Below are 6,000 nucleotides of genomic sequence, written 5' to 3' on the forward strand. Positions count from 1 at the left end.
TACAAAGGAGGTAGAAAGATAAATCATGAGTACTAGAAAAATTGGGGGACTTATTTTCGGATTAGCAACGTTAGCTGTAATTGGTTTTACAATCTTTAAAATCATTACAGGTAAAGAAGTTGGATTTAATGAAATCTTTGTTTTTAGTAGTTTATTTATGGTGTTTTTTTCTGCTATTACATGGGGAGGAGAAAAAGAAAAAGATGGGATTTTACAGAATGAAGAATTAGGAAGAAAGATTACCGAGCAAAGTTCAAAAATTAGCTATTATATTTTAGTAGTTATTATATTAATCTTCGTCTTCATAGACTATTCTTTAAACGGTACATATAACTTCTTTATCTTAGGGATTATGGGTATAGCTATGGTTTTGTTACCGTTAGTAGAATTTTTAGTTTCACGAAAGTATCAGTAATTCAGTTTAGATAATGACTTTATGTAGAAGGGGTGTAATGGATAGAAGGATGAATTCTATTTATATAAACACTCCAAAATTCATTATTTAACATGTTATTACAGGTATGAATGACAATCAGGTTTTAACAATTAAGCCTAAGGTTAGACATAAACTAATCTATTATTTGTAAGAAATATATGTAATGGCATATTTTATCGAGTATTGTATTTATATTATGTCCAATGATTTTTGTAATATTTACTAGGAGGGATTATGTTGAAGAAAACTACTGATACTAATGAGTTTGAGAATACAATACATGCTATTAGGAATCTTTCAGAAGATGATGCTAAATCATTGTTAAAAGTAATCTATGGATATGTCAATACTGCTATGACAGGAAATGGCGGAGATAAATTCAAATTAGAGGTTATAGATGAGGTATCAGATATTTATAAACGTATTCCAGATTTAAACACGTTAAGAAATAAATAAAAGTACTAAAAAACTGATTAGTGTTTAGGTATTGTGCATAAATGTACTTAAACAAACGGAATGCTTTTTTTGAAGACTGTTACTATTCTCTTTTAAGGCTATTATAATTTGAATCTTCAGCAATATGGCGCTTTTAATAAATGTAACTGAAAAGCATCATTCTTTTTCCTGTGAGTAATATTGTTAAACCAAGTTATTTTAGTAATTGGCTACATGCACTCAAATTAAAACAAGGATTTCTTCCTAACCTTTGTTCATCAAAATAGATAAGTATTTTGTTTGCTTAATCTATAATTAATGACCTATTTCATGTCCAATCAGGGATATGAAACACCGCATATGATATCGTATTCATTTTGTTATTATGGAGGTAAAAAGATGTGTCGATATAAGAAGTTAAGTACTTGTTGCGGAAGTACTATCAAGGAAGGGAAAACGTGTGATTGTCCTTGTTTATTGATTGTAGATAATATAATTACTTTAAACAGGAATATGAATGATACAACTAATAATACGGCTGAAGTATACAACGGTAGGCCAGTTGGATTGCAAGGTGAAGTCGAATTAACGTCGGAATCGGGAGTACCAATGGGTGTAGGCATTGTAATAATTAATTTTACTTCAAACGGTATTGTACAGCCTATAACATTAGATCTATCTACTAGAAACACTAACAAAATATTTTCGTTTTTAAATGTAACTAAAATAGAAGTGAATGTTATGACTGGTGAGAATCTGGATATAGGTGTAACTTGTGATGGAATGACAGAGCCTTGTAAAAAGGGCAGTATACGATATGGGAGTGCAGATGAAAAAGTTACACAATGCAATTGTCCGTGCCAGCTACTTGCCGAAGATATAGGTACCACAAATACTGGCTTAAATAGTATGACTGATAATCTAGTGGAAGTATACAGCGGCAGAGCAGTTGGATTTCACGGTGAGGTTGTTTTAAGAGAAGATCAAACAGACCTAGTAGGTGTAGCAGAGGTAATTATTAATTTTACTTCAAATGGGATTATACAGCCTATAACTCTAAATTTAAACGAGGTTGACACTACCGCTCACAAAATGTTTTCATTGTTAAATGTAACTAAAATAGACATAATGGTTTTGAGTGGGGAAAATTTAGCTGTAGATATAGATATTGATGGAATGACAGAACCGTGTAGTTAGGTCTGCAAGTTGAACCTGACGCGCGGTACCCCCAGCATTTTGAAAAGATGATAGTGTCATAACTCATAAAAAATAAGTACGGATTACCAAGATAATTATTTGAATTAGGAAAGTGAAGATTATAAAAGGACTGAATTCAGTCGTTTTTCCATTTGTAATCTGAAAAGTTAAATTAAAGGTGTGGATTACTTTCTTTTCCTTTGATCTTCCACAATGGCGCTTTTCATAAGTAATACTGAAAGAGCCTTTCTTTTTATGTTTTGATCAATATCGTTTTTAACAGGGTATTTTATTAAACTCAATAGAAATTGTATTTACTGTGTTTGAATTACATAAGCGAGTTTTCTATCCGGGCTGAAGGCGACACTACCTGCTGGAAATCCAACTGGTACAGTTGCTATCAAATTATGCGTTTTGACATCTATGACGGAAACAGAGGCAGAATTAGTATTCGTAACATAAGCGAGTTTACCATCTGGTGATATAGCCACATCCTGTGGAAAGCTCCCAACCGGTACAGTCGATATTACACTATGCGTTTTGACATCTATGACAGAAACATTGCCAAACCCTCTATTTATCACATAAGCAAGTTTACCATTTGTTGTGAAGCTGATATCAAATGACCCTAACCCAACCGGTACAGTCGATATCACGCTATGCCTTTTCACATCTATGACAGACATTGTGCCAAAATTTATATTAGTGACATAAGCAAGTTTACCGTCAGGGGTGAATACGACTACAGATAGTCCGACTCCAAGTTGTATTGACGATATCACACAATGCGTTTTCACGTCTATGACAGAAACTGTTCCAGATCCTCTATTTGTGACATAAGCAAGTTTACCGTCAGGGGTGAAGGCAACAAAAGATGGGTCTTCATCAACCTGAAGAGTAGCAATCACACTATTAGTTAACACATCTATGACAGAAACAGAGGTAGACCCATTATTAATCACATATGCAAGTTTACTGTCTGCTGTGAAAGCAACAAAAAATGGATTAATTCCAACCTGAAGAGTAGCAATCACACTATTAGTTAACACATCTATGACAGAAACAGAGGTAGACCCATTATTAATCACATATGCAAGTTTACTGTCTGCTGTGAAAGCAACAAAAAATGGATTAATTCCAACCTGAAGAGTAGCAATCACACTATTAGTTAACACATCTATGACAGAAACAGAGGTAGACCCGCTATTCGTGACAAAAGCGAGTTTACCATCTGGTGTGAAGATAGATGATAAAATTTCAGCGTTTCCAACAGATAATTCGCTAATGACCGAATGCGTTTTTACATTAATCACAGCCGTCGTCAAATCAAACCACCTCTTTTAAATACTTTTTATAATAAAAGTATGAGAATTAAGATTAGCTTATTCGTTATCCACTAGACAAAAATGATATTATGTTGGGGTAAAAGTAACTCCCTTTTTGTTGTCCTGATCTTACACAATATGGCGCGATGATATAATATCATCGCATTTTTTATGATTAAAAAAATTTAAGAACTGAATGATTTTGAAATAATTTGAATAGAAAAACCAGTAAGGTCTATTTAATTATTCTGTTTTGTATACAGGGGCAGGATTACGAATGGCAATATTCTGGAAAAAGGTGTTTTTTCCCATTTGTGAGAGCAAGCTTGAAGTACAACAAAGGAAAATGATTTAAAAAGGAGAAAGGTACCTAAAAAGAGAACCTATTTACTTTTGTCATTTATTTTACTTAAAAGAGTGAACTGAACGAAAGATAATAAGTGGATGTTCCCTATCTAGACTCTACTAATAGTTTACTTGACCATGTTCTACGGATAGTCGAGTGTTTTAATATAAATTTACTTTTAAAATTGTAAGAGAAAGGAAGGTACTTAACATGAATAATGGGAGCATGGCTAAATTAATTTATGAATTGAGAAAATCAAAAAATATGACACAAAGACAGTTGGCAGAAAATTTGAACATTACAGATAAGGCTGTTTCTAAATGGGAAAGAGGATTAGGGTATCCAGATTTATCAATATTATCCTCACTTGCAGAGACTTTAGGAGTTACTACAAATGAACTACTTAATGGGAAAAGAAGTGTGACCCCACCATTTGAAGAAAATGCAATAGTGGAAACAACTTTGCAATATGTAAATAAAGTAACATTCAAGAAAAAAAAATCCGTAAAATTTATTGCAGAACCTATAATAACAGTAACTTGTTTACTTGGTATATTTATTAGTGTGATTTGCGATATTGCGATTTCAGGAACTTTTACATGGTCATTATATCCAATTGCAGCAATTTCATTTGCATGGCTCATTATTATTCCTCTTTTTCAATTTGATGAGTATAGGGTTCGTATGTCGCTTATTTCGTTAAGTATTTTTATCTTTCCATTTTTGTCTGTTTTAAATAACATTATTGGAGGAACAAAATTCATGTTACCGATGGGAATACCAATAGCACTGATTGCTATAGGTTATTTATGGGGTATATACATTTTGTTTTCAATAAAGAATACATTCAAATGGAATATGGTTTCGATCTCTATTTTATTAGGTATTCCAGTTTCTTTGCTTATAAATTACATTGTAGCAAAATTTATAAACCAACCAATAACCGATTTGTGGGATGTTTTAGCATTTGGGATACTAGGGATGGCATCAATTGTGCTATTCTTCATAGGACAAAAGCAGAAATATGGAGTACATGAATAACTTTTTATGATCTTCCACAATATGGCGCATATCTGAAATATAGATATGTGCCGTTATTCATTTTTATGGCCATATTGTAGATTAACATCTCTTGATCAATTTTTTATGTTTTGTAACCTTTACATGAGGTCATGCGTCAAATAATTTGTATTAGGAAAATGTTGATAAATATTGGGGGAAGTAATTGTGGAATACTTTAAATATTTAAGACAGTATGTGGGTCACAGACCAGTAATCTTACCTGGATCTGTTGTTATCATTGTTAATGAACAAAATGAGATATTATTGCAAAAAAGACTTAATGGAAATTGGGGATTACCAGGTGGTTTAATGGATTTGGGAGAAAGTTTTGAAGAAGTAGCGAAAAGAGAAGTGTTTGAAGAAACAGGGTTAACTGCTGAAAACCTGAAATTACTTAATGTATACTCTGGTTCAAAATATTACTTGAAAGTTCAAAATGGGGACGAATTATATTCAGCAACAGCCGTTTATTATACCAAAGATGTCAGTGGGGATTTGAAGATAGATTATAACGAGTCAGCAGATATGAAGTATTTCACTGCGGATAAATTGCCTAGTAAATTAAATGATAACGATAAAGGGTTTATTGAGGAATATGTAAATAGAAAATAAGTAAGTGATATAGAAGGAGTGCTATTCAAATATGTTTAGGGATGCGTTTCCCTGAACAATGGAAATGCCTTCTCTAAATAGTTAGAGAATATTAAAAAAGTATATAATCAATTAACTGGAAGAAACTTATAGAAATAAAGTGTTAAAGTTAATAAAAGATAGTATTTTTGGTATTAAACAATCCGGCGCGATGATTTAACATCGCGTTTTTTGTGGAAAAGTCATTGTGTAAATTAGAAATTTTTGAAACAGTTGGTATTAGAATATAAGCAATTTTGTGGAACGAATTTGGAGAGGACTCTTTTTTAAGTTTTTTTAATTATGCATTTAAATTATCAAACATATGTTGTTTAGGAAATATTATGAATAGACAGGTCTAAAAGGAATCCCTTGTAATTAGACAAACAGATTTTTACATTCAAGTCATATGATAAAACATGCCCATAAAGTGGTAAGTTAATGGTTCAGTGTCAAGATTTAAAATACATCCCTGTTATAAAATTAATCTTAGAGATGGACACATGAAAAATTTCAGGAGGTCTATACATGAATATAGATAATAACGATATTTTAATTCGATTACGATA

Annotated in this window: 6 protein-coding genes; 5 read left to right on the plus strand and 1 reads right to left on the minus strand. The window is 32.0% G+C overall.

Features of this window, described 5'->3' with window-relative positions; translation table 11 throughout:
• Positions 1 to 25 precede the first annotated feature (25 nt).
• From SLH52_RS22655 to SLH52_RS22665, 3 genes are all read left to right on the plus strand, one after another.
• Positions 26 to 415, plus strand: a complete 390-nt coding sequence (locus tag SLH52_RS22655) for a hypothetical protein (protein ID WP_320211469.1) — start codon at positions 26 to 28, stop codon at positions 413 to 415.
• A gap of 255 nt (positions 416 to 670) precedes the next feature.
• Positions 671 to 892, plus strand: a complete 222-nt coding sequence (locus SLH52_RS22660) for a hypothetical protein (protein ID WP_320211470.1) — start codon at positions 671 to 673, stop codon at positions 890 to 892.
• 378 nt (positions 893 to 1,270) lie between these two features.
• The gene (locus tag SLH52_RS22665; protein ID WP_320211471.1) at positions 1,271 to 2,068 is read left to right on the plus strand and encodes a hypothetical protein; all 798 of its coding nucleotides are present in this window, start codon (positions 1,271 to 1,273) and stop codon (positions 2,066 to 2,068) included.
• A 314-nt stretch (positions 2,069 to 2,382) separates the two neighbouring features.
• Here SLH52_RS22665 and SLH52_RS22670 read toward each other — a convergent pair whose 3' ends face one another.
• Positions 2,383 to 3,393, minus strand: a complete 1,011-nt coding sequence (locus SLH52_RS22670; RefSeq protein ID WP_320211472.1) for a cytochrome D1 domain-containing protein — start codon at positions 3,391 to 3,393, stop codon at positions 2,383 to 2,385.
• Positions 3,394 to 3,949: 556 nt separating this feature from the next.
• Here SLH52_RS22670 and SLH52_RS22675 point away from each other — a divergent pair.
• Both SLH52_RS22675 and SLH52_RS22680 read left to right on the plus strand, forming a co-directional pair.
• Complete coding sequence (locus SLH52_RS22675; RefSeq protein WP_320211473.1) at positions 3,950 to 4,780, plus strand: helix-turn-helix domain-containing protein; 831 nt, start codon at positions 3,950 to 3,952, stop codon at positions 4,778 to 4,780.
• 186 nt (positions 4,781 to 4,966) lie between these two features.
• A complete protein-coding gene (locus SLH52_RS22680; RefSeq protein ID WP_320211474.1) occupies positions 4,967 to 5,413 on the plus strand; it encodes an NUDIX hydrolase in 447 nt (148 codons plus the stop codon).
• Positions 5,414 to 6,000 lie beyond the last annotated feature (587 nt).

The sequence above is a fragment of the Cytobacillus sp. IB215665 genome (assembly GCF_033963835.1).
Lineage (GTDB): Bacteria > Bacillota > Bacilli > Bacillales > SM2101 > Nanhaiella.